Origin of the sequence: Scandinavium sp. (assembly GCF_036271055.1) — a bacterium.
Taxonomy (GTDB): domain Bacteria; phylum Pseudomonadota; class Gammaproteobacteria; order Enterobacterales; family Enterobacteriaceae; genus Scandinavium.
The window spans coordinates 11538-33549 of the sequence record NZ_DATBBJ010000006.1 but is presented as its reverse complement, the minus strand read 5'-3'; the positions used below and the strand labels follow the sequence as shown (position 1 = coordinate 33549).

The 22012-nt window shown below is 52.6% G+C and carries 22 protein-coding genes and 3 tRNA genes; 9 read left to right on the top strand and 16 right to left on the bottom strand.

From position 1 onward, the window contains the following. Positions 1–20 precede the first annotated feature (20 nt). The 3 genes from deoB to deoC form a co-directional block, all read right to left on the bottom strand. Complete coding sequence (deoB, locus tag VH187_RS00545) at positions 21–1244, bottom strand: phosphopentomutase (RefSeq protein WP_329699549.1); 1224 nt, start codon at positions 1242–1244, stop codon at positions 21–23. 51 nt (positions 1245–1295) lie between these two features. Continuing rightward, the gene (gene deoA / locus VH187_RS00540; protein ID WP_329699548.1) at positions 1296–2618 is read right to left on the bottom strand and encodes a thymidine phosphorylase; all 1323 of its coding nucleotides are present in this window, start codon (positions 2616–2618) and stop codon (positions 1296–1298) included. 138 nt (positions 2619–2756) lie between these two features. Then, positions 2757–3536: a deoxyribose-phosphate aldolase gene (gene deoC / locus VH187_RS00535; protein WP_329699547.1), complete on the bottom strand. Its 780-nt coding sequence runs from the start codon at positions 3534–3536 to the stop codon at positions 2757–2759. Positions 3537–3764: 228 nt separating this feature from the next. Between deoC and VH187_RS00530 the strand changes: the two genes are divergently transcribed. Both VH187_RS00530 and VH187_RS00525 read left to right on the top strand, forming a co-directional pair. Beyond that, positions 3765–5303 carry a YjjI family glycine radical enzyme gene (locus VH187_RS00530; protein ID WP_329699546.1) on the top strand — a complete coding sequence of 513 codons (1539 nt, stop codon included), beginning with the start codon at positions 3765–3767 and terminating at the stop codon, positions 5301–5303. After that, positions 5275–6138 (top strand): YjjW family glycine radical enzyme activase, encoded by an 864-nt coding sequence (locus VH187_RS00525; protein ID WP_329699545.1) that lies wholly within the window; start codon positions 5275–5277, stop codon positions 6136–6138. Before VH187_RS00530 ends, VH187_RS00525 begins: the two co-directional genes overlap by 29 nt. Here VH187_RS00525 and VH187_RS00520 read toward each other — a convergent pair. From VH187_RS00520 to VH187_RS00480, 9 genes are all read right to left on the bottom strand, one after another. Beyond that, positions 6133–7410 (bottom strand): NupC/NupG family nucleoside CNT transporter, encoded by a 1278-nt coding sequence (locus VH187_RS00520; protein WP_329699544.1) that lies wholly within the window; start codon positions 7408–7410, stop codon positions 6133–6135. The genes VH187_RS00525 and VH187_RS00520 overlap by 6 nt on opposite strands. Positions 7411–7580: 170 nt before the next feature. Next, on the bottom strand, positions 7581–8360 hold the full coding sequence (locus tag VH187_RS00515) for a TatD family hydrolase (RefSeq protein WP_329699543.1): 780 nt from the start codon (positions 8358–8360) through the stop codon (positions 7581–7583). Then, complete coding sequence (locus tag VH187_RS00510) at positions 8357–9430, bottom strand: patatin-like phospholipase family protein (protein WP_329699542.1); 1074 nt, start codon at positions 9428–9430, stop codon at positions 8357–8359. Before VH187_RS00510 ends, VH187_RS00515 begins: the two co-directional genes overlap by 4 nt. A gap of 123 nt (positions 9431–9553) precedes the next feature. Then, a complete protein-coding gene (locus VH187_RS00505; protein WP_007373037.1) occupies positions 9554–9715 on the bottom strand; it encodes a DUF1328 domain-containing protein in 162 nt (53 codons plus the stop codon). 111 nt (positions 9716–9826) lie between these two features. Then, positions 9827–10438, bottom strand: a complete 612-nt coding sequence (gene osmY, locus VH187_RS00500; RefSeq protein ID WP_329699541.1) for a molecular chaperone OsmY — start codon at positions 10436–10438, stop codon at positions 9827–9829. Positions 10439–10772: 334 nt separating this feature from the next. Further along, entirely contained in the window at positions 10773–12362 is a 1590-nt protein-coding gene (gene prfC, locus VH187_RS00495) for a peptide chain release factor 3 (RefSeq protein WP_329699540.1), read from the bottom strand. A gap of 91 nt (positions 12363–12453) precedes the next feature. Continuing rightward, complete coding sequence (yjjG, locus tag VH187_RS00490) at positions 12454–13134, bottom strand: pyrimidine 5'-nucleotidase (protein WP_329699539.1); 681 nt, start codon at positions 13132–13134, stop codon at positions 12454–12456. A 14-nt stretch (positions 13135–13148) separates the two neighbouring features. Then, a complete protein-coding gene (gene rimI, locus VH187_RS00485) occupies positions 13149–13595 on the bottom strand; it encodes a ribosomal protein S18-alanine N-acetyltransferase (protein ID WP_329699538.1) in 447 nt (148 codons plus the stop codon). Next, positions 13564–13977: a DNA polymerase III subunit psi gene (locus VH187_RS00480; RefSeq protein ID WP_329699537.1), complete on the bottom strand. Its 414-nt coding sequence runs from the start codon at positions 13975–13977 to the stop codon at positions 13564–13566. Before VH187_RS00480 ends, rimI begins: the two co-directional genes overlap by 32 nt. A 197-nt stretch (positions 13978–14174) precedes the next feature. Here VH187_RS00480 and rsmC point away from each other — a divergent pair, with 197 nt between their 5' ends. The 4 genes from rsmC (at position 14175) to VH187_RS00460 (ending at position 15705) form a co-directional block, all read left to right on the top strand. Next, on the top strand, positions 14175–15203 hold the full coding sequence (gene rsmC, locus VH187_RS00475; RefSeq protein ID WP_329699536.1) for a 16S rRNA (guanine(1207)-N(2))-methyltransferase RsmC: 1029 nt from the start codon (positions 14175–14177) through the stop codon (positions 15201–15203). Positions 15204–15387: 184 nt separating this feature from the next. Then, a tRNA-Leu gene (locus VH187_RS00470) sits at positions 15388–15474 on the top strand. A gap of 28 nt (positions 15475–15502) precedes the next feature. Next, positions 15503–15589, top strand: a tRNA-Leu gene (locus VH187_RS00465). A 30-nt stretch (positions 15590–15619) separates the two neighbouring features. Then, positions 15620–15705: transfer RNA gene (locus VH187_RS00460), tRNA-Leu, on the top strand. Between the two features lie 42 nt (positions 15706–15747). On the opposite strand, the gene VH187_RS00455 is transcribed toward VH187_RS00460, so the two are convergent. Then, on the bottom strand, positions 15748–15987 hold the full coding sequence (locus VH187_RS00455; protein ID WP_329699619.1) for a DUF1435 domain-containing protein: 240 nt from the start codon (positions 15985–15987) through the stop codon (positions 15748–15750). Positions 15988–16239: 252 nt separating this feature from the next. Here VH187_RS00455 and VH187_RS00450 point away from each other — a divergent pair, with 252 nt between their 5' ends. Together VH187_RS00450 and fhuF are read left to right on the top strand one after the other, a co-directional pair. Beyond that, complete coding sequence (locus VH187_RS00450) at positions 16240–17304, top strand: GGDEF domain-containing protein (protein ID WP_329699535.1); 1065 nt, start codon at positions 16240–16242, stop codon at positions 17302–17304. A gap of 104 nt (positions 17305–17408) precedes the next feature. Continuing rightward, positions 17409–18197: a siderophore-iron reductase FhuF gene (gene fhuF / locus VH187_RS00445; protein WP_329699534.1), complete on the top strand. Its 789-nt coding sequence runs from the start codon at positions 17409–17411 to the stop codon at positions 18195–18197. A gap of 74 nt (positions 18198–18271) precedes the next feature. Here fhuF and VH187_RS00440 read toward each other — a convergent pair whose 3' ends face one another. Further along, positions 18272–19615: a PTS sugar transporter subunit IIC gene (locus tag VH187_RS00440; protein ID WP_329699533.1), complete on the bottom strand. Its 1344-nt coding sequence runs from the start codon at positions 19613–19615 to the stop codon at positions 18272–18274. A 340-nt stretch (positions 19616–19955) separates the two neighbouring features. On the opposite strand from VH187_RS00440, the gene VH187_RS00435 reads away from it, so the two are divergent. Continuing rightward, the gene (locus VH187_RS00435; protein ID WP_329699532.1) at positions 19956–20414 is read left to right on the top strand and encodes a YbaK/EbsC family protein; all 459 of its coding nucleotides are present in this window, start codon (positions 19956–19958) and stop codon (positions 20412–20414) included. Positions 20415–20425: 11 nt separating this feature from the next. Here VH187_RS00435 and VH187_RS00430 read toward each other — a convergent pair whose 3' ends face one another. After that, positions 20426–21091: a LuxR C-terminal-related transcriptional regulator gene (locus VH187_RS00430; RefSeq protein WP_329699531.1), complete on the bottom strand. Its 666-nt coding sequence runs from the start codon at positions 21089–21091 to the stop codon at positions 20426–20428. Further along, positions 21040–21774, bottom strand: coding sequence for a response regulator transcription factor (locus VH187_RS00425; protein WP_329699530.1), 735 nt, complete (start codon positions 21772–21774; stop codon positions 21040–21042). Before VH187_RS00425 ends, VH187_RS00430 begins: the two co-directional genes overlap by 52 nt. Between the last annotated feature and the right edge of the window lie 238 nt (positions 21775–22012).

Below are 22012 nucleotides of genomic sequence, written 5' to 3'. Positions count from 1 at the left end.
CACGCCGCCGGGCAATCCCATCACAACATGTTTTTGCCGTAGTCCATCGCCGACGTACCGAAGTACGATGCCAGCGTCTGGCCGATATCCGCGAAGGTTTCGCGATGGCCAAGCGATCCTGCTTTCACTTTCGGGCCGTACACCAGTACCGGAATGTGTTCACGGGTATGGTCTGTTCCGGTCCAGGTTGGGTCGCAACCGTGGTCAGCGGTGAGAATGATGATGTCATCTTCGCCCAGCAGCGCCAGCAGTTCCGGCAGACGACGGTCGAACAGTTCCAGTCCGGCAGCATAACCGGCGACATCGCGACGGTGACCCCAGGAGGAGTCGAAATCAACAAAGTTGGTGAAGACAATGGTGTTGTCACCCGCTTCTTTCATCTCTTTGACGGTCGCGTCGAACAGCGCATCCAGACCGGTGGCTTTCACTTTTTTCGTGATGCCGCAGTTGGCGTAGATGTCTGCGATTTTACCGACGGAAACCACGTGACCATTTTTCTCTTCAACCAGTTTCTGCAACACGGTTGGCGCTGGCGGTTCAACGGCCAGATCGTGACGGTTGCCGGTGCGTTCGAAGTTACCGGCTTTATCACCCACGAATGGACGCGCAATCACGCGACCAATGTTGTAGCCGCCTTCGGTCAGCTCTTCGCGTGCGATTTCGCACAGCTCATACAGCTTATCGAGGCCATAGGTTTCTTCGTGGCAGGCAATCTGGAACACGGAATCAGCAGAGGTGTAGAAAATCGGCTTGCCGGTTTTCATGTGCTCTTCGCCCAGTTCATCCAGAATCACAGTACCGGATGAGTGGCAGTTACCGAGATAACCCGGCAAATTGGCGCGCTTCACCAGCTTGTCGAGCAGCTCTTGTGGGAAACTGTTGTTGTGTTCCGGGAAGTAGCCCCAGGCGAACAGGACAGGCACACCAGCGATTTCCCAGTGGCCTGACGGGGTATCTTTGCCGGAAGAAAGTTCGTGAGCCCAGGCGTAAGCGCCCGTGACTTCTGCATTGCCGTCCATACCTGCGGCGACTTTGCCGGTCGAACCTTCGTGAGCTTTCACCAGACCCAGACGGGTCAGGTTCGGTAAAGTCAGCGGGCCTTTACGGCCTTTGTCTGCTTCACCCTTTGCGCAGGCCTCTGCGATATGGCCCATGGTATCGGCACCGACATCGCCGAAACGCTCTGCGTCTTCAGTGGCGCCGATACCAAAGGAGTCCAGCACCATAATAAATGCACGTTTCATATTTTCTCCGTACGTTTTGCGCTGCAAAAAAGCGATCAGATCAGTATACCGCTATTGTGTGATGCGACGATAGACCGTTGGTGTTTCTTTCGGTGCGTTATCGTCCAGTTTAATTGCCGCTTTCACCGCTTTAGCGGCTTCCTGCCAGCTGGCTTCGTCTTTGGCGTGGATCACCGCCAGCGGACGCTGACCGTCAACGCTGTCACCCAGACGAGTCATATCGGTAAAGCCGACGCTGTAATCCAGCGCGTCGGAAGCCTGGCGACGACCGCCGCCCATGGCGACAACCGCCATGCCCAGCGCACGGGTGTCCATCGCGGAAACAAAGCCCTCGGTATCGGCGTACACCGCTTTGCTCAGCATCGCGGTCGGCAGGTATTTCGCGTAATTTTCGACGAAATCGGTCGGGCCTTTCTGTGCTGCCACCATGCGACCAAAGATTTCCGCCGCTTTACCGTTATCCAGTACCGCCTGCAATTTCGCACGCGCTTCACTTTCGTCTTTCGCCAGACGCCCGGAAATCAGCATTTCCACGCACAGCGCCATGGTCACATCGAGCAGACGCGGATTACGGTATTCACCCGTCAGGAACTGCACGGCTTCGCGAACTTCAACCGCATTACCGGCGCTGGATGCCAGCACCTGGTTCATGTCGGTCAGCAGTGCGGTGGTGCGCACGCCAGCACCGTTGGAGACGCCAACGATCGCTTCGGCTAACGCAGCAGAAAGCTCATAGGTCGGCATGAATGCGCCGCTGCCTACTTTCACGTCCATCACCAGAGCATCCAGCCCTTCGGCCAGTTTTTTCGCCAGAATGGAGGCGGTGATTAACGGAATAGAATCGACCGTCGCGGTAATGTCGCGGGTCGCGTAAAAACGTTTGTCCGCAGGCGCCAGGGAGCTGGTCTGCCCTATGATCGCCACGCCAACATCTTTAATAATTTCGCGGAAGCGGTTGTCGTCCGGGAAGATATCAAAGCCCGGGATCGCTTCCAGTTTGTCGAGCGTACCGCCCGTATGACCCAGGCCACGCCCGGAGATCATTGGAATGTAGCCGCCACACGCCGCGACCATCGGACCGAGCATCAGTGACGTTACGTCGCCCACGCCGCCAGTGGAATGCTTGTCCACAATCGGGCCGTTTAAATTCAGGCTCTTCCAGTCAAGCACGGTTCCGGAATCCCGCATCGCCATGGTCAGCGAAACACGCTCCGGCATCGACATGTCGTGGAAGAAAATGGTCATTGCCAGAGCGGCAATCTGCCCTTCCGACACGGTGTTATCACGAATGCCATTGATGAAGAAACGGATCTCTTCGTCACTCAATGCGTGACCATCGCGTTTTTTACGAATAATTTCTTGTGCGAGAAACACGGTAACCCCCCAGGGGAAAAATGGAGAAGTCCATCAGTAGGCCGGATAAGGCGTAGCCGTCATCCGGCATGTTAACAATTTGCCGGGTGGCGCTACGCTAACCCGGCCTACGTCTAGTGCCATCAGGCAAAAGACAAATTAATAACTACTTCCGCTCTTGCCATCACCATGACCCAGCGCTTTCAACAGGCTGGCGAGCAGGCTGGAAGCACCAAAGCGATAGTGGCGAGCATCGGCCCAATCAGCACCGAACAGACCGTCAGCAATCGCCAGGAAGGCCTGTGCATCTTCAGCAGTACGCACGCCACCAGCCGGTTTGAAACCAACGGTTTTTTCCACGCCCATATCACGGATGACTTCCATCATGATGCGCGCGCTTTCTGGCGTGGCGTTTACTGGCACTTTACCGGTTGAGGTTTTGATGAAGTCCGCGCCTGCTTTGATAGAAATTTCAGAGGCTTTACGAATCAGCGCTTCTTCTTTCAGCTCGCCGGTTTCGATGATCACTTTCAGCAGTACGTTTGCCGCAGCACACGCGTCTTTACAGGCTTTCACCAGATCGAAACCAATCTGCTCGTTACCGGCGATCAGCGCGCGATACGGGAATACAACGTCAACTTCATCTGCGCCGTAAGCGATAGCCGCACGAGTTTCTGCCAGCGCGATGTCGATATCGTCGTTACCGTGCGGGAAGTTAGTGACGGTGGCGATACGCACGTCCGGCGTACCCTGCGCATTCAAAGTTTTACGCGCAATCGGGATAAAGCGCGGATAAATGCAGATAGCCGCGGTATTGCCCACCGGGGTTTTCGCCTGATGGCACAGGGCGATCACTTTCGCGTCGGTGTCATCATCGTTCAGGGTGGTCAGGTCCATCAGTTTTAACGCGCGCAGGCTGCTTGCTGTTAAATCGGTCATGTTATCTCCGGTGTTTAATTTTACCTTGCGGGTCTGTGACTATTTTAACACCGACCCAGCGTTTCACTTCGATCCTCATCACAGTTAATGAAACACATATGCAAATTTGCATCACTGCAATGAGAGGTTAATCACTCTTTTAAGCGCTAACGGGGGAATGTGGATCAAAAGCCCCGCCGTTGCATTTCTCTACAATGCCCTCATCGCCCACGCGTCTGAGGAACTTCTATGTCTGAATCTTTCGAGCAACGTTGCCAGAATATTGTGACAAGCAAAACGTTAAGCCCTGAGCAAAAACGCCACTTCCTGGCGCTCGAAGCGGAAAACGCGTTGCCCTATCCGGCACTGTCAACGGATGCCCAAGCGGCACTGGAAGACGGCGTAATTTGCGACATGTTTGAAGGCCATGCGCCCTTCAAACCGCGTTACGTTTTGCCCGATTACGCGCGCTTTTTGGCGAACGGCTCACAATGGCTGGAGCTGGAAGGCGCGACAGATCTGGATGACGCACTTTCGCTGCTGACCATTCTCTATCACCACGTGCCTTCCGTGACCTCAATGCCGGTTTACCTGGGGCATCTGGATAAAATCCTATCGCCTTATGTTAGAATTCTAACACAAGACGAAATCGATATTCGACTAAAACGTTTCTGGCGCTATCTCGATAGAACCCTGCCTGACGCCTTTACGCATGTGAACATTGGCCCGGAAGACACGCCAATCACCCGCGCTATTTTACGTGCTGATGCTGAATTAAAGCAGGTCGCACCGAATCTGACGTTTATCTACGATCCGCAGATCACCCCAGATTCGTTGTTGCTGGAAGTCAGCAAAAATATCTGTGAGTGCAGCAAACCGCACATCGCCAACGGCCCGGTGAATGATAAAATTTTCACAAAAGGCAAATATGGCGTGGTGAGTTGTTACAACTCGCTGCCGCTGGCGGGCGGTGGCAGCACACTGGTACGCCTGAATCTGAAAGAAATTGCGCTGCGCAGTGAATCGCCAGATGATTTCCTCAGCCGTGTGTTGCCGCATTATTGCGAACAACAAATCGACATCATTGATGCCCGCAGCGCTTTCCTCTATCAGCAATCCCACTTCTTTGAGAATAGCTTCCTGGTGGCCGAAGGGTTGATTGACCCGCAGCGCTTTGCCCCGATGTTCGGGATTTACGCCCTCGCAGAAGCGGTAAATGTACTGTGTGAAAAAGCGGGCAGCGCGGCGCGTTATGGTCAGGATGAGGAAGCGAACAAGCTCGGCTGGCGTATCAGTGAACAGCTGGCGGAATTCGTCGAAAACACGCCGGTTAAATACGGCTGGAACCAGCGTGCGTTGCTGCATGCGCAATCAGGCATCAGCTCCGACAGCGGCACCACTCCTGGCGCGCGCATTCCTTATGGCAGCGAGCCAGACCCTGTGAGCCATCTGCTGACCGTCGCCCCGCATCACGCGTACTATCACGCCGGGATCAGCGACATTCTTACGCTCGACGAAACCATCAAGCGCAACCCGCAGGCGGTGATGCAGCTCTGTCTTGGCGCGTTTAACGCCGGAATGCGTGAGTTTTCGGCTAACGTCAGCGGCAACGATCTGGTTCGCGTCACCGGCTACATGGTGCGATTGTCCGACCTGGAGAAATTCCGCGAGGAAGGTTCACGCACTAACACCACCTGGCTTGGCGAAGAAGCCGCTCGCAACACCCGCATTCTGGAACGTCAGCCAAGAGTCGTCAGCCATGAACAGCAGATGCGCTTTAGTCAGTAACATTATCCCGTTCTCCTGCGTCGACGGCCCCGGCAGCCGTCTGACGCTGTTTTTACAGGGCTGTAATTTGCGCTGTAAAAACTGCCATAACCCGTGGACGATGGGCCGCTGCAACGACTGCGGAGAGTGCGTCGCACCCTGCCCCCATGGCGCGCTGTCCGTTCTGAATGGGCGCGTCGTCTGGCAGGAAGCGAACTGTGAGCAATGCGATACCTGCCTGAAAAATTGCCCTCAACAGGCCACACCGATGGCACGTAAGTTGTCAGTAGATGACGTAATGAAACAGATAACCCGTTCAGCGCCCTTTATCGAAGGGATAACGGTCAGCGGGGGTGAAGCAACGACTCAACTGCCGTTTATTTGCGAGCTGTTTTCGCAACTAAAAGCCACTCCCGCGCTCGCCCATCTCACTTGTCTGGTCGACAGCAACGGTGAATTGGGGATCAACGGTTGGGAAAAATTACAGCCTGTCTGCGACGGCGTGATGGTGGATTTAAAGGCGTGGGATACGACTGTGCATCTGGCGCTAACCGGACGCGGTAATGAACGCATTAAAAAGAGTATTCAGTGGCTTGCAGAAAATAAGATGCTGGCAGAGCTACGCCTGCTGGTTATCCCGGAACAAACGGATTATTCAGACCACATTGGAGCGTTGAGCGAATTTATTCATTCGTTGGGAGAAATCCCGCTGAGGCTGAACGCCTTCCATGCTCACGGCGTGTATGGCGAAGCACGGCAATGGCGCAGCGCCTGTGCGCAGGACGTTGAGCCGCTGGCACAGGCGCTGAATGACCGGGGAATAACAAACATTATTCTCCCGGCGCTCTACTTATAACGAGAGGAATACCCCGGCGATGGTGGCGCTCATCAGATTCGAGAGTGTACCCGCCGCGACGGCTTTCAGGCCAAGCTGAGCGATATCATGGCGACGATTCGGCGCCATGCTGCCGAGACCACCAATCAGAATGGCGATCGACGACAGGTTGGCAAAGCCACACAGCGCGAAGGAGATAATCGCTTTGGTGTGGTCAGAAATCACCTGCAGACCCGCCGCCGCGACAACCGCATCGTCCTTCAGGTATTCGCCGAAGTTAATGTAGGCCACGAATTCATTGACGATAATCTTTTGTCCGATAAACGAACCGGCCACGGTCGCTTCGCCCCACGGCACACCGATTACCCATGCCAGCGGCGCAAACACCCAGCCGAGGATCAGCTGCATCGACAGCTGCGGATAATCAAACCAGCCGCCAATCCCGGAGAGAATACCGTTCAGCAACGCGATTAATGCCACGAAAGCCAGCAGCATTGCGCCGACGTTCAACGCCAGTTGCATCCCGGAAGCCGCACCTGATGCCGCAGCATCCAGCACATTTGACGGACGATCAACATCCGGCATTTGCGCTTCCAGATCCGGCGAATCGTTTGGCGTTTCGGTTTCCGGCAGCATGATTTTGGCAAACAGCAGGCCGCCAGGTGCCGCCATGAAGGAGGCGGCAATCAGGTATTCCAGCGGCACGCCCATTTGCGCGTAACCTGCCAGAACAGAACCCGCCACCGACGCCAGGCCGCCACACATCACCGCGAACAGCTCAGAGCGGGTCATGGTCGCGATATACGGACGCACGACCAATGGCGCTTCGGTTTGCCCAACGAAAATATTAGCCGTCGCCGACAGCGATTCCGTACGGGACGTTTTCAGCAGCGCACGCATGCCGCCGCCGAGAATGCGAATTACAAACTGCATAATGCCGAGGTAATAAAGCACGGCAATCAGCGAGGAGAAGAAGACAATGACCGGCAGCACGCGCAGCGCAAAGACAAAACCGCCGCCGCCAAAGACTTCGAACATTTTGTCGGAGACCAGACCACCAAACAGGAAGCCGATACCTTCGTTACCGTAAGCGATAACGTTAGCCACGCCTTCGGACATCGCCAACAGCACTTTACGTCCGACAGGGACATAAAGGATCAACGCACCGATGCCGACCTGAATCATCCACGCGCCAAGTACGGTACGCAGGTTGATAGCACGACGGTTGCTGGAGAGCAGTACGGCAATGGCGAGCAGCACCACCATGCCAATCAGTCCCATGAGGATTTGCATACAGAGTCCCTGTGTATTGAACGTAAAAGGTTTAAAAGATAAAAATCTCAATCGAGGGGGCCGATTATAACGATCCGTGATTATCCTGCTTGCCCGCAGTCACACATTTTTGGCAAGAATATGAGAAGAAAGATTAATAATGAGATCTACATCACTTAAATGATGGCTAATTATAATGTAGCGAATAGTTTTTTAGTGTTATCAGCCAGCGTATTGGCAATTTCAGCAGGAGATTCGGAACGTAGTTCGCAGAGGGATTCAAAAACGCGCGCAGCCTGTTCAGGGCGATTGGGCTGCCCCTGATAACCATTCAGCGGCATATCTGGCGCATCAGTTTCCAAAAGTAGCGAATTAAGAGGCAAGCGCGCCATCACGTCACGTGTTTTGCTTGCACGCGGGTAAGTGATCGTCCCACCGACGCCAATCTTATAACCCAACTGGATGAATCTCTCCGCCTGTTGCAGACTCCCGGAGAAACCATGAACCACGCCGGTTCGCGGCAAATTATGCCGTTTGAGATGCATCGCCAGTTTGTCGTGGGTTCGACGTGAATGGAGGATCACCGGCAGGTCGTAGCGTTTTGCGAGAATGAGCTGTTCATCCAGCAGCGCCTGCTGTCGGTCGAATTGCGGATCGTCGCGATAAAGATCGAGGCCAATTTCCCCCACCGCCACCAGCTTCTCCGGCTTACGCGCCAGCAGAGCGGCAAGCTGTGCCAGGCTTTCATCGGTATGCTTTTCAATCACAATCGGATGCAGTCCCAGCGCGGCATACAACGGGGCATGGTTCGCCGCGAGCGTTAACACGTCTGCAAATCGGGATGCATCAATGGCCGGGATGATGATTTGCGTGACGCCCGCCTGAGCGGCAAGCGTCAGGCTATGTTCAACGTCATCCACGAACGGTGGAAAATCGAAATGACAATGGGTGTCGGTAAAACGAAAACTCACGCCAGGCCCTCGTTATCGAAATTCACGTCGTTAGCCTGCGGCACATCGACGAGCGTTGCGTTATTAGGATCGTTAGCAACGGCGGCAGGCGGCACCACGAGCGGCGCAGGCGTTGCCACTCGTGGGCGAAAGCGGTGCAGCGGCGGCTGATCGGCCAGCATTTTACCCATGGTCGCAAGGAAGTAGCGCCCGCATTGACGGCCCATATTGTAGTCTTCCATCAACGCAGGAAGGCGGCTACCGAGCGCCATACTTTTCAGCGGCTTAGGCGGGAAAATTTCAAGGATCCGCACGTTGCCCGGCGGTTTATCGATGAATTGCTGAATCGCGTGGTAAGTCTTCTCATGATGCTGAACCAGATTCACAAACGGTTGCAGGCTGCTTTCGCCAAGCCAGCGCTCCATGCGCTTGAACCATTGCGGGGTGTAGTACATCTGCGACGGAACAGTGCGGATCACGACGATCGTTTTACCGCCGCGCTTCACCGCTTCCTGAACCGGGATCGCATCACTGACACCACCATCCAACCAGTTGATACCGTCCAGCGTCACACCGGGGCGATAAAAACCCGGGATAGCGCTGGACGCACGGATTTGGTCCATCCAGGTTTCACGCGTCGGAGAGAAATAACCGGGAGAGTAATCATCTGCTCTGGAAGCGCACATATAGAACGCTTTGCCCCCGTCGAACTGGCGCGCAGCCACATCCATCGCCAGCGGCATTTTGCTCGCCGTCGCTTCGACCAGCCAATCGAGATCGATAAGATTTCCGCCGCGCACGAAGCGCATCGGATCAAAAAATTCGCGAGAAGTGGTGTAGCGCGTGATGACTTTTCGCGCGTAGCCTGGCTGATTGCACACATACGCGGAAAGGTTTTGCGCCCCGGCTGAGGTGCCTAAGAAGAGATCAAACGGATTGAAGCGCGCGCGCATAAATTCGTCCAGAACTCCGGCCGTGAAGATGCCGCGCTGTCCACCGCCTTCACACACCAGCGCGAGCTGGCCTGGTCGAAAGGGTTTTACCGAAAGCGGCGCAATATTGCCAAGCGTTACCGGAATTCGCTGTCCCACACTGCTTTCCCGTTTTTTGATTATTTTATGACATCACCATAACGCAGATAAGGATTCTCTTAAACTGATAAAGCCAGTCCGAAGACTGGCTTTTGTTACGAAAATTTAACGTCACTAAGACCGCTAAGGACGTCGGCGTCCCATGAACAGACTGACCAGGAACAGAATAATACCGACGATAAAGACAATTTTTGCTGCGCCCGCTGCCGTACCGGCCAAACCACCAAAACCAAGAGCGGCGGCAATTAACGCGATTACCAGAAAGATTATGCCCCAACGAAACATACGATTCTCCTTACCATAGTGAATGTCGTCCGCTTTGATGAACGCTCAGGCACTCAAAACGACAGACTCGTCTCCCCGGCCATCGCCGGGGAAGAATGTCTTAGAACAGATTTATTTAACTTTGAGGTCGTTTTTCACACTTTTTACGCCATCAACTGCTTTGGCGATGCTTTCAGCGCGGTCACTCTGCGCTGATGAATCAACCGTGCCGGAAAGCTGCACCACGCCATCGGTGGTTTCCACTTTCACTTTGCGCGACGGAACAATGTCGTCCGCCAGCAGTTTGGCTTTTATTTCACTGGTGGTCGCGGTGTCGCCCGCATAACCCTGCACGCCGTCTGACTTGCCGTCACGCACATGGAGCTTATCGCTGACCGAAGACACGCCTTCGACGCCTTTGGCGACGCTGACCGCTTGCTCAGCCTGAGACTGGCTTTCAACGAAGCCGCTCAGAGTGACCACTTTGTCATCGGTTTTTACCGAGATATCGGTGCTCTTGATTGAATCATGATCGACCAGCGCCGCTTTCACTTTTGCCGTGATGCTGCTGTCATCCATAAAGTTGCCGACTTTGTTCATGGAGCTGTCGACTTTCTGTCCGGCGCTGTCAGCCGCGGATTGTGTTTTATCCATGGTGGTTTCTGCCAATGCAGAACCGCTCATTACTGCGGTACCCAGCATCACTGCCAGCAGCGTTTTGGACATCTTTTGGCTTGTCATCATTGCGATTCCTGTAGTTTGCTCAGAATTTGAGCTCAGGCGATCTTCATGATCGCATTGCTGTAGAGGTGAACATCACCACAATTAACAGTTATTAATATCGGGATGGACAATCAGAGCAGGTTAACAAGCCTGTGAAGATGTATTTCACAGCCGATTAATCCAGCACGTTTGTCATCGCTTTGTTAAATATAGCCAACAATTTTCAACTCGCGCGGCCAAACGGCTAAAAAGTAGCCTTTCGACGTGCGAATGGGCTCAATTAAGAACTTTCTGCAAGGGAATCAACAGGGAGGGAAAATGACAGAGCACGGCGTGGGCCGTGCTCTGGAGGGGATTAGTGCTCGCGGGTTTTGCGGAACTGAACGTCAGGATAACGTTCCTGCGTCAGGTTGAGGTTAACCATCGTCGGAGCGATGTAGGTGAGGTTGTCACCGCCATCCAGCGCCAGTTGCACTTCGTTCTTACGCTTGAAATCTTCGAACTTCTTCACGTCAGTGCTTTCGACCCAACGGGCTGTGGCGACGTTCACCGATTCGTAAATCGCTTCAACGTTGTACTCACTCTTCAGACGCGCAACGACCACGTCGAACTGCAGCACACCGACCGCGCCCACGATCAGGTCGTTGTTGGCAATCGGACGGAACACCTGCACCGCGCCCTCTTCGGAAAGCTGAACCAGCCCTTTCAGCAGCTGTTTCTGCTTCAACGGATCGCGCAGACGAATACGACGGAACAGCTCAGGGGCAAAGTTCGGAATGCCGGTGAACTTCATCATTTCACCCTGGGTGAAGGTATCACCAATCTGAATCGTGCCGTGGTTATGCAGACCGATGATGTCGCCCGGATAAGCTTCTTCAACGTGGGAACGGTCGCCTGCCATGAAGGTCAGCGCGTCAGAAATCACCACATCTTTACCGGTACGCACCTGGCGCAGCTTCATGCCTTTTTCATATTTACCGGATACCACACGCATGAATGCCACGCGGTCACGGTGTTTCGGGTCCATGTTGGCCTGAATTTTAAAGACGAAGCCGGAGAACTTCTCTTCTTTCGCTTCCACTTCACGGGTATCGGATTTACGTGGCATCGGCGCAGGCGCCCATTCCACCAGACCGTCGAGCATATGGTCTACGCCGAAGTTGCCGAGTGCGGTCCCGAAGAACACCGGGGTGATTTCACCGGCAAGGAAAAGTTCCTGATCAAATTCGTGCGAAGCGCCCTGCACCAGTTCCAGTTCGTCACGTAATTGTGCTGCCAGCTCTTCGCCAACCGCTGTATCGAGTTCCGGGTTGTTCAACCCTTTCACGATACGCACGTCCTGAATGGTGTGGCCTTTACCCGTCTGGTACAGATAGGTTTCATCTTTATAAAGATGGTAAACCCCTTTGAACAGCTTGCCGCAACCGATGGGCCAGGTGATTGGCGCACAAGCAATTTTCAGCTCACGCTCCACTTCATCCAGCACTTCCATTGGATCGCGGATGTCACGGTCAAGTTTGTTCATGAACGTCAGGATCGGCGTATCACGCAGACGGGTTACTTCCATCAGTTTGCGCGTCCGGTCCTCGACACCTTTCGCGGCATCGATAACCATCAGACAGCAGTCAACCGCAGTCAGTGTGCGATAGGTATCTTCCGAGAAGTCTTCGTGACCCGGGGTGTCCAGCAGGTTCACCAGACAATCGTGATACGGGAATTGCATGACAGAAGTGGTGATCGAAATCCCACGCTGTTTTTCCATCTCCATCCAGTCAGATTTCGCATGCTGGCTGGAGCCACGGCCTTTTACGGTCCCGGCGGTCTGGATGGCCTGTCCGAACAACAACACTTTTTCAGTGATAGTGGTTTTACCGGCATCCGGGTGAGAGATGATGGCAAAAGTGCGGCGTTTCGCCACCTCTTGCAGATAAGGAGACAACGTCATAGTCAATTCTTCTTAAGTAAACGCGGCCATTCGCCACGCATGTTGAATTCGAAAAATGCGGCTATTTTACCCGTAAGGCGGGTACTGACAATCAATGTTTACACAGGAGTTGCTCCAGCTCAGCAAGTGATGTCACAGTCCAGGTCGGTTTGAGATCCGCAGGCAGCGTTTGCTGATGTGCGTTCAACCAGCAGGTTGAGAGTCCGGCGTTCACACCGCCGCGAATATCTGACTCGGCGGTATCGCCCACCATCAGCACCCGTGAACGGTCGGGATTGCCCGCCAGTTCCAGCGCATAATCAAAAATTCTCGCATCCGGTTTTGCCACACCCACTTCTTCGGAAATAATCAATAAATCAAAGTGTTCACGCAGGCCTGTGCGCTCAAGACGGATTTGTTGCAACGAGGTAAATCCGTTGGTGATGATGCCCATTTTTACCTTCCCTTTCAGGGAATTAAGCAGTGACACCGCCCCCGGCAACGGCGCGCAAATCTCCGCCATCGCATTCATAAACGCATCATTGAGGTCGCCCGCATTCACGTTAAGACGTGAAGCCCAGCCCTCAAACCGCTGATGCTGCAATTGAAGCGAGCTGATAGCGCCGTTTTGATAATCGACCCACAGCGGCTTGTTAACGGCCTGATAGTCCTGGAAATCTTCAGCGGTGAAGGTCACGCTATAATCAAGAAACATCCGCTGTAAGCCGCTGAATGAATCGAAAGTAAATAACGTTTCATCGGCATCAAAGAAAATCCAGTCCCACATCTTCATCGTAAACCCTTGTCTTACATACTGATTGGCAGTGCCATAATGAGAGCGTCTTCACGCCCATCGGCAGTCGGATAGTAATTGCGGCGAATCGTCGCCTCGTTGAAGCCCATGCTTTCATACAGGGCAATGGCGGCAGCGTTCGAGGCTCGCACTTCCAGCCATAACGTGACTACGCCGCGTTTTTCAACTTCGTCGATAACCTGTTCGAGCAATTCGCGCCCGAGCCCTTTGCGCTGGTACGCCGGATCGACGGCAATATTAAACAGCGTGGCTTCATCGAGCACTATTTGGGTGATGGCAAAAGCAGCCATTTCACCGTCAACCGCCAGTTGCAGGTTGAGGTAGCGTTCGCCTTGATTGCTGGCAAGCGTCTGCTCGCTCCACGGGAAAGCATGCGCGCGCTGTTCAATCTGTAACGCGCGCGGTAAATCAGTCTGGCTTAGGGAAGAAATCGTGTTCATGAGCGCAAATTTGTCGCCAGAGTTCAGCGCGGGCCACCGCACTGGACTGCAATTGTTCGAATGTCGGGCTGGCGACCTGAGCACCTTCCAGCGTCACCGACTCACCGTCGCCAAGACGCCAGCTGTTGCAGCGCCCCCCTTCCGGCAGCATTGCCACACGATCTGGCGTGAGCTGCAACACCTGGTCCGGCGTGACGGCTAGCGCGCGCAGAATATCGTTCATCAGCGGGTCGGTCAGCGGCGGCAGCGTTTCGGCCACCATCACCAGACGAATATGTTGAGGCAGCGAGATAGCGATTTCGCCCTGCAAAACCGAGGGGCGACGCAAAGACCACTGGGTTATGCCCAGTTGCTGTAGTTGCCAGTCTCGTCGGGATGTCATCGCGGGTTTCTCCTGTCTGTCAGGCGCGGAAATATAGCAAATTCGACGAACTTGCGCCAATAAAGCGAGGAGGCAGTCTCGTGGTATAGCCTAAATAATTCGAGTTGCGGCAAGGCGCAGCCAACGCAGATGTAACTTGAAGTATGACGGCTATAAATGTGTATAATCCTGCGGTCGTTAATTGAGGAATACTCTTTATGTCTGCTTTATCTCCGGCAAGTGAAGTCTTGCTGCGCCACAGTGATGATTTCGAACAAAGCCGCATTCTGTTTGCCGGTGATCTGCAGGATGACCTGCCCGCACGTCTGGAGACCGCGTTTAGCCGCGCTCATACCCAACAATATCACCACTGGCAGGTGCTGAGCCGCCAGATGGGCGAAAACGTGCGCTTTAGCCTGACGGCAGAAGCCGCTGACGTTGCGGATTGCGACACGCTGATTTACTACTGGCCGAAAAACAAACCGGAAGCGCTGTATCAGTTGACCAACATTTTGTCGCTGATGCCGGTTGGCATTGATATTTTTGTGGTTGGTGAAAACCGTAGCGGCGTGCGTAGCGCCGAGCAGATGCTGGCAGAATTCGCCCCACTGAACAAAGTGGACAGCGCGCGTCGCTGTGGTCTGTATCATGGTCGTCTTGAAACACAGCCAGCGTTCAACGCCGAAAGCGCTTGGGGCGAATATAAACTGAATGACCTGACAATCAAAACGCTGCCGGGCGTGTTCAGCCGCGATGGTCTGGATGTCGGCAGTCAGTTGCTGGTTAACACCCTGACGCCGCACACCAAAGGCAAAGTTTTGGACGTCGGCTGTGGCGCTGGCGTGTTGGCCGCCGTACTGGCGAGCCATTCGCCGAAAGTACGCCTGACGCTTTGCGATGTCAGCGCTCCGGCAATCGAAGCCAGCCGCGCAACGCTTGCGGCTAATGGTCTGGAAGGTGAAGTCTTCGCCAGTAACGTCTTCTCAGACGTGACAGGACGCTTTGATATGATCATTTCCAACCCGCCATTCCATGACGGACTGCAAACCAGCCTCGAGGCAGCACAGCAGCTGATCCGTGGCGCTGTTCGTCATCTGGGTACTGGCGGTGAACTGCGCATTGTGGCAAACGCCTTCCTGCCGTATCCGAAAGTGCTGGACGAAATCTTCGGCTTCCACGAAGTACTTGCCCAGACGGGACGCTTTAAAGTTTACCGTACCGTCATGACGCGTCAGGCAAAAAAATAGTCGCTTTGCTTCGCCCGCAGGCTCTGATCTGCGGGCGTCCTTCCTGCCTCTTCTCCAACCTGTCGATAAAGCGCGCACTTTTACAGCGATCGGAAAAGTCCGGTGCAATTAACTGTTGACGAAAATCGGAAAACCACTAGAATGCGCCTCCGTAGTAACGATTCTTTTTAAGAGTCGATGGTATGCGACGGTGGCGGAATTGGTAGACGCGCTAGCTTCAGGTGTTAGTGTCCTAACGGACGTGGGGGTTCAAGTCCCCCCCCTCGCACCATATACTACGTAGATATTGCTCACACTGGGCGACGGTGGCGGAATTGGTAGACGCGCTAGCTTCAGGTGTTAGTGTCTTAACGGACGTGGGGGTTCAAGTCCCCCCCCTCGCACCAAAGAGGGCAATATCAAGATAAGATTTCTGTGCGAAGGTGGCGGAATTGGTAGACGCGCTAGCTTCAGGTGTTAGTGTCCTTAGGATGTGGGGGTTCGAGTCCCCCCCCTCGCACCAGCTTTCTTATCTCTCTCTGTTCTTCTCTCCTTGTTTTCAGCTTTATCCCATCAGCTTTACATTCATCATCACCAGTATCATTCCACCTATCAAGGCAAATGCCGATGGCAGCAGCACGAAATGACGTAGCTGACGGTGCCAAATCATGATGCAGGAAAGCAGCAACCCCAGAACGATCAAACCTCGCCAGGTCTCCGCTGATAAACCCACAAAACCCAACACGCCCAACAGTACTCCAGAAATCAGCACTCCCCACCCACTGCCCAACGCCCGTTGCAACATGATTTTCACTCTCAAATCGATAATGATAACCAATATCATATGATAATTTTTATCATTTGCAAGATAATGCCAGAGGCCGTTGCGCTCTTTACTTTCACGCGAGTGACAGTGTTGCAGGAAGGTGATAAATTGTGCGGATTAAATCAATAGATTAGTGTTCCTGATATATTCTCGCGATTCGTTCCCGCGCGAATTTGTCATTCCTGATGGCTAGCCCTTCTGCAATCACACAATAAATAATGATTTCCTGACATGACATCACAATCCTGGCGTTCATTACGCATAAAAAAATATCAATTTTCGTTACGCCTTTTTTTGTTCCTTAATTTAACCTCATCGCTATTTTCGATGCTGAGCCCGGTGTATCACGTTTCGGCGATCACCCTCCCGCTGCTGCTTATCACCTTTAGCAGTGCAGTTTTGTTAGCGGGTCACTGGGCCTGGGCTGAGAAGAAAATCAATATTCCAGCCATCTCCATTGTGTTTGGTTGCCTGTGGGCCTGGCATATCGCCATAAAATTGCCATTAATGCATCAGGCTAATTTTAACTATCTGGTGATTGCCTTATTAAGCGTGCTGTTTGTCGGGGCAATTGCTTTTTCTAATAATATCATTGCTTTTACCTTTCATTCTTTGCCAGTGCTGATCACTTGTTTGGTGCTGAGCGAGGGCGACCAGTGGGTGCGGATGGTGTATTGCTTTGCTCTCCCCGTGGCGGGAATTTCCATTCAGAGTGTGATTCAGCGGCGCAATGACAACTTTGCTCAAGGGCTAATGTACAAGCTGCTGGAAGAGCGCCAGACGCTGACTGACCTGAGCATGCTTGACCCGCTCACCGGACTCTACAATCGCCGTGGCCTGCAAAACCGCCTTGAAACACTGCTGTCACTGGATGCCAGCGGACACTTTGTCTTGCTGCTGGATATCGATTATTTCAAAGCCTACAACGATCACTATGGCCATATGATGGGCGACCAGGCATTGATTCAGGTCTCAGCGGCTATCCGCAACGCCGTGCGTTCGAGAGACATTGTGACCCGTTACGGTGGCGAAGAGTTTATGGTCTTGCTGACCTCCACCACGCCAGAAACGGCATTACAGACGGCAGAGCGTATTCGGCAAAAAGTGTACGACTTGAAAATTCCGCATATGTTTAATCAGAGTGTTGCCACCAATGTCACGGTTAGCATCGGGCTTGCGCCATTAATCGGGGAAGATGTTGAAGGCGCGTTGGCTCAGGCCGACAAGGCGCTGTATGAAGCCAAACATTTAGGACGGAACAATATTCTCACCAGTGAAGCGCTCGCCAGCGTATGAAATTCGCAATGAAAGGGCTAAAAGCGTAAAAAGAGTTGCGATTGCTTTTCTCTATAGCTAGGATTGGCAATCATTATCATTTAGATTTGTATCCCGGCAACTTCATGGCTTATCGCGCTGCACCGATTATCGAAGGTCTTATCTGGCGAACCCCGCTCTTTGAGCATAAATCGGGGCTTGCGGATACGTTGCGGGATAAAATTACAGAGCACCGTCCGCATCTGCTGGATTTCATTCGTCTTAACGAACCGCATCCACACCATGCCATGACGCTCGCAGAGTGGAGCCGCAGCAGCGACTTCACAACCCTGCTGGCACGCTATGCCGATCATATCTATCGCAATAATCCAGCTCAGACTCGCGAAAACAAACCGCTGTTGTCCCTTTGGGCACAATGGTATATCGGCCTGCAAGTGCCATCGCTCATGCTGGCATTGCTGACAGAAGAGCGGGCGCTGAGCCTTTCTCCTCGTCATTTTCACGTTGAGTTCCACGAGACCGGTCGTGCGGCCAATTTCTGGGTCGATGTACAAGAAGACCCTGACCTGACACGGAAATCCTCGCGATTAAGAATGGAACATCTGGTCACGGAAACGCTGATGCCAGTAGTGAGCGCACTTGAAACGACCGGCGAGATCAACGGCAAGCTCATCTGGAGCAACACCGGGTATCTCATTAATTGGTATCTGGGCGAGATGAAGACGCTACTGGGCGATGAGCAGGTAAATGAACTTCGCCAGCATCTGTTTTTTGCCAAACAATTCTCTGACGGGCGGGATAACCCGCTGTGGCGTACCGTTGTCATGCGCGACGGTTTATTAGTACGTCGCACCTGCTGCCAGCGCTATCGCCTGCCGGATGTACAGCAGTGCGGTGACTGTACGCTTAAATAACCTTCTCCCCTGAATATAAAAAGACCCGGTAGCGTGATGCTAACGGGTCTTTTTCGCTTTAGAACCAAGACGATTTACGCCGCTTGTTCAGCTTCTTCCGCTGCACGCTGCGCTTCTTCGGCTTCCTGTGCCAGCAGTTGCTTCTCGTACACTTTGAAGAACGGGTAGTAAATGATGGCGGAAACACAGGCCAGCAACACCACCAGAATCACAGCACGGAAATCCCAACCTAACGCCCAGGCAGCACCGATCGGTGCAGGAGCGGTCCATGGCACTACGGAAATCACACGGCCAATCAAATCGAGTTTCATGGCACCCCAGGCAATCGTGGCATTAACCATCGGTGCCAGCAGGAACGGAATGAAGAACACCGGGTTCATCACGATTGGCGTACCAAAAATCACCGGTTCGTTGATGTTAAAGATACTCGGCACCACGCCCAGACGACCAATCGAGCGCAAGTGTGCGGAGCGGCTGCGCAGATAACAGAACACCAGCCCCATGGTTGCACCCGACCCCCCGATAACGATGAAGAAGGTCCAGAAAGCTTCCATGAAGATGTGTGGCAGTGGAGCACTCTGCGCCAGTGCAGTCTGGTTCAGACCCAGGTTCGTGAGCCAGAACATTTGCAGCATGCCGGAGACAATCGCCGCGCCGTGAATACCTGCGAACCACAGCAGATGGCCAATCAGAACCGCCAGCAGAATGGCAGGCAGGGAATCCGCTGCTGAAACCAGGGGTTTAAAGACCGACATGATCGCCTGCGGGATCAGCATGTCGAACTGGCTCTGAATGAACAGACTCAGCGGATAAAGCGTGAGTACCACAACCAGAACCGGGATCAGCAGATCAAAGGAGTTTTTGATCATCGGCGGGACTTGATCGGGTAAGCGAATACCGATGTTGCGCACCTTCAGGAAACGCATCATTTCGACGCAATACACAGCGACCAGAATAGCCGTGAAGATCCCGGTGCCGCCTAAACTGTGCACCGGTAACGTGCCGTCAGTTTTAGGTGCGGCAACCAGTAAGAACGCCATGATAGAGAGCATCGAGCCCATAAACGGGTCAAGCTGTGCACTTTTCTCATAATGCCTACCGAGGTTGTAGGCAATGGCCGCACAGATATAAATGGACATGACGCCCATGGTCATATCAAAAGGCGTCAGGATGCGGCCTTCAAAATGCTTCGCCATATCCAGCCACGCGCGAGCAAAGCCCCAGGTGGTATCGGGTGAGAATGGTGGGTAAGCGAACACCAACAGGAACGAGCCGACAATCATGAATGGCATCGCAGAGATGAAGCCATCACGGATCGCCATCACGTGACGCTGGGACGAGATACGCCCGGCGACAGGACTAATATAGTTTTCTACAAATCGAAATATCAAATTGAACGCAGCATGGTTAGCAGACATAGCAGCTCTCCTGACGGGCTATAGACGTAAGCACAGCAACGGTTAGTGTGCCGCGATGTGCAATCTCGAACTGTGAGTTCACTACCACGCCGGGGGGTTGGCCCGATGTACAGCAGATAAAGTTACATTTCATACACGGCTCTTATTTTTTTGCGATACAGAGGAAGTTACGCATTCAGTATTAATCGCCCGCACGCACTTCTGCAACCGGTTACTGTAACCGGTTGCAGCGAATGTGAAGGGGATCGAGAAATCCATGAAATGACGGGATGACTCATACTTTTATTTACAGCATGATTTGCTTGTGACAGATTGATTTCGTTTATATCAGGAGAAAACTATGAGTTTGCAAACCGTGCGGCAATTTTTCGCTGACCGCGCCCCCGATATTGAAATTATAGAACTAAATCAGAGTACTGCGACTGTGGCTCTCGCCGCTGCGGCACACAATGTTGAGCCGGGTCAGATAGCCAAAACGCTGTCACTGAAAGTAAAAGATCAAGTAATTCTGGTAGTGGCGAAAGGCGATGCGCGTCTTGATAACAAAAAACTGAAATCTGCATTTGGCGCGAAAGCCCGAATGCTGAGCTGTGATGAAGTGGTCACATGGACCGGACATCCCGTTGGTGGGGTATGTCCCTTTGGGCTTGAAAACCCACTGACCGTCTACTGCGATGTGTCATTGAAAGCCTTTCAGGAAGTCTTACCCGCCGCTGGTGCGACTCACAGCGCGGTCCGTATTTCCCCTGAACGTTTGGCTGAGCTCACCGACGCCACCTGGATTGATGTCTGTCTTTGAGCCCACGAGCATCACCAGCACGCATTCCCCGATTGCAACGGCAGATTACACAGGATATCTGCCGCACAAAGCAATCCACAATCGCTCCTGACGCCCAGCTTGCTCATGGTATTAAATTTATGCGTGCGAATGGTTTTGGGGTTCCGCGCCATCTGTACTGCTATCTCCGATATCGAAAAACCATTCCTTATATAATGAAGGATCGTGCGTTCTGTCAGGCTCAAACTCACGTATCCAGAACTGCAGTTGAGCGTCTGATAAGGCTTATCCAGAAATTCCCTTTGTTTCATTACGGTTCTAAGTTGAAGTGCGAGTTTTTCAACAGAAGACGTTTTACACAAAACCGCATGTACCGGAACAGGTAACAAGTAATGAATTAATTTCGCCTGCCCTTCATTTTCAGCAAGCAGGATCCGAGCGGCATCTGGCTGCATACAATTCAGATGGGAAAGAAAATGAATGCTCTGCTGGCGTGAACAACGGGCGCCGGAAACGGAATAAATCACAATGTCATAACGACGATGTTCGCGCTGAGAAAACCATTCGCAGCTGTCTTTAAATGTCTGTAAGCGATACGACGCACCGGCACAGCAAGACAGAATCTCGCATAGCCCGACGGTTGTCATTACACAGTTTTCAACGACAGCGACGTGTCCACTTGCGACGTATTTTTCCATTGTTTCGGCTCTCCCTCTACGGGAAGGAGATTTAACTCCTTCATGCCAACATCGCTATTGAGCCAGGCATACAACTCTGCGTTGCCACGTAACGTCAGGCGGCGCATAGCGCTGTTTTTCTGCGCACTTATCGTTTTATTGCTTTTCCTCAGCAACATGGCTATCTGGTTCACACCCCAACCTTTGGCAAAAAGGCGTAATACCTGGCGTTCTGAGAGGGATAATCCTGATTTTATGGGCGCAAGTGTATGAGCCTGATGGGCATCAAAGGTCGTCAGGGAGGCGCTGATTCGGTTCGTCTGACTACTCTGCTCACGAATAGCAGTGATGATATGTGAAACAGGTTCTGCATATGAAAGCAGAGTACTTTCCGGACGTAATAAATATTCAACGGCCAGTGGATAGTTATTGTGGCTCAACATAAATATCCAACGAGAATCTTTATAATTAGCCATCAATGAATAATATTTTTCACACAACTCTTTTGCCTGCAATCCCTCACCGGAAAGATCGACAACAATCAAATTCGTTCTGCATAACTGCATTATTGTAAGTTCGTCAATATCCTGATGATAGCTTACCTCATATTCTGGGAAATTATCTTTTATCAGGGTCGACAGGCCTTTCAGGATGATGGGTACATCACTGATTATAACGCCATAGTTTAAACATGCCGCGAGCATAACTTCTCCATTTCATGCGACAGAATCATTCAGTTAAATAATGAACGCACTTTAGACATTCGCTATATGAATCACTCTGAATGTTATCCCTTTCATTTTAAAAAATCAGTGCGTCACGTCTAAAATATACAAATGATTGATAACGGACTCAATAATATTCTTACGTAAACTTAATAAAAATAAACATTATAATGAAACACACCTAGCGTTAAACTGTTAGCAAATATAACGAAATGAA